This window comes from Streptomyces sp. NPDC089915 (assembly GCF_040684675.1).
Lineage (GTDB): Bacteria > Actinomycetota > Actinomycetes > Streptomycetales > Streptomycetaceae > Streptomyces.
Genome location: NZ_JBFBGN010000295.1, coordinates 1 through 2510 on the forward strand (window position 1 = coordinate 1; position 2510 = coordinate 2510).

The 2510-nt window shown below is 75.0% G+C and carries 2 protein-coding genes; both read left to right on the forward strand.

All coding sequences use genetic code 11. The features are described 5' to 3' along the window. The first annotated feature begins 6 nt into the window (after window positions 1-6). Window positions 7-1587, forward strand: coding sequence for a peptide-N4-asparagine amidase (locus AB0O29_RS35025; RefSeq protein ID WP_365160234.1), 1581 nt, complete (start codon window positions 7-9; stop codon window positions 1585-1587). Between the two features lie 27 nt (window positions 1588-1614). Then, on the forward strand, window positions 1615-2510 hold an 896-nt coding region (locus tag AB0O29_RS35030; protein WP_365160231.1), incomplete at its 3' end, for a serine/threonine-protein kinase.

Here is a 2510-nt window from a genome sequence, read left to right on the forward strand (position 1 = left end):
TCAAAGATGGAAACGGTTGTCAAAAAGGCAGGTGAAGGGTCCGCGGGAGCATGCTACGCCGAGTTCGGCACCGACTGGCACGACCCCCTCACCGCCGCCCCGCCCGTCGAACGGCCCGCCACCGCCTCCTGCCGGGTCACCCTCGCCGAGGCGCAGTTCCGCGACTTCACCCCCTACCGGGGCGATTACACCCCGCCGGAGGGCTGCGGCCGCTCCGGCTGGGCCAAGGTGGTGCTCCGCCTCGACGGCAAGGTCAAGGGCCGCCAGTACGACCGCCTCGGCAACCTCACCGTCGGCGGCGTGGAGATCCTCGCCACCTCCACCCCGGAACCCTCGCCCGAGGGCATCGAATGGTCCGTCGAGAAGGACGTCACCCACTACCGCGACGTCCTCAGCCGGCCGCAGTCCGTCGAGATGCTGATCGGCAACGTCGTCGATGACACCTACACCGGCGTCATCGACGTCAAGGCCACCCTCACCTTCTACGCCGCCGAGGGCCGCACCCGCCCCGCCCCCACCCCCGACCGGGTCCTCCCGCTCACCGGATCCGACCGGGGAGGGGCCGCCGTCACCACCCCGCGCAACACCGAACGGATCCTCGCCGAGGTGTACGCCAGCGGCTCGGGCGGCGGCTGCGAGGAGTACTGGTACATGACCGTCCCCGACGCGGCCCCCTACTCCTGCAAGGCCGCCGGCGGCCCCCACCGCGAGGTCCGGGTCTCCGTCGACGGACGGCTCGCCGGAATCGCCGCGCCCTTCCCCACCGTCTGGACCGGCGGCTGGTCCAACCCCTTCCTCTGGTACGTCACCCCCGGCCCCCGCGCCTTCGACGTCCGGCCCCTGGTCTACGACCTCACCCCCTTCGCCGCCCTCCTCAACGACGGCCGCCCGCACCGCGTCGAGGTGGCCGTCGCCGGGGTCCCGGCCGGCCAGAGCGGCTGGAACGCCCCCGCCAACCTGCTGCTGTGGCAGGACCGCGGCCGCGAGGTCGTCACCGGCGCCCTCACCCGCCACGAGGAGGGCGCCCCCACCGGCTCCTCCCGCTGGACGCCCGCCGCCCCCGGCGGCGAACACCGCCTGGACACCGACGGCGCCCACCGCCTCACCCTCGCCGGGTACCTCGACACCTCCCACGGCCGCGTCACCACCACCGTCACCCGGACCGTCGGCGCCACCTCCGTGCACCGCTGGACCGACGGCGAGAACCGCGACGCCCTCACCGCCTCCTGGAACGACGAGGAGAGCGTCACCCGGGGCGCCGGGACCACCCGCACCACCCGCGCCTACACCATGGACGGCGAGACCACCCTCGGCGCCGGCGACCGGCTGCGCACCGTCCTCTCCCTGGGCGACCGGGCCGACACCGTCACCCTGCGCGGCGGCCGCCAGACCGGCCGGACCCGCCTCGACGACCGGTACACGGGAGACGCCTCCTACACGGCCGGCGTCCCGCGCGACCAGCGGCACGCGGTCGGCACCACCACCGCCCGCTACCAGCTGTACGGGTCCGAAATCGGGGGAGGCTGTTACGACCGTACGGTGTCCACCGCGCAGGGAGCCCTCACGGCGGACCGCCGCCGCTGCTGACGGTGGCGCCCTCTACGATGACCGGCCATGGACACGAGTGAGGCCGGCAGACGGCTGGTCGACGGCCGTTTCGAACTGATCGCACCCCTGGGCGCCGGAGGCATGGGAACGGTGTGGCGCGCCCGCGACATCGCCCTGCACCGCGAGGTCGCCCTCAAGGAGGTGCGCCCGCCGGACCCGGCCTCCGAGGCCGCCGATCCCGGGCTCTCCGCCCAGATGCGGGAACGCGCCGTGCGCGAGGCCCGGGCCCTGGCCCGCCTCGCGCACCCCGGCGTGGTGACGATCCACCACATCGTCGAACCCGCCCCCGGCACCGACGGCCACCCGTGGATCGTGATGGAGCTGGTGAAGGGCGGCTCCCTGCACGACCGGCTGGCCGACGGCCCCATGCCGGCCGCCGAGGTGCTGCGGCTCGGGCTCGACGTCCTGTCCGCGCTGCGCGCCGCGCACGCCGAAGGGGTCCTCCACCGGGACGTGAAACCGGCCAACGTGCTGCTGCGGCCCGACGGCGCGGCCGTCCTGACCGACTTCGGCATCGCCGCCCTCGGCGGGGCGACCGCCCTCACCTCCACCGGGGTGCTGATCGGCTCGCCCGAGTACATCGCGCCCGAACGCGCGCGGGGCGAGGAGGGGCTCGCCGCCTCCGACCTGTGGTCGCTCGGCATGATGCTGTACGTGGCCGCCGAGGGCACCCACCCGCTGCGCCGGGCCACCAGCCTCGCCACCGTCGTCGCCGTCCTCGACGACCCGATCCCGCCGCCGGTGCGCTCCGGCCCGCTGGGCCCCGTACTGGAGCGGCTGCTCGTACGGGACCCGGCCGTGCGGCCCGACGGCGCGGAACTGGAAGCACTGCTCCGCGCCGCGAGCGCCGCCGTGCGCCGCGCGGATCTTCTCCCGCGCGCCCGCGTCCAGCTCGCCGGCGG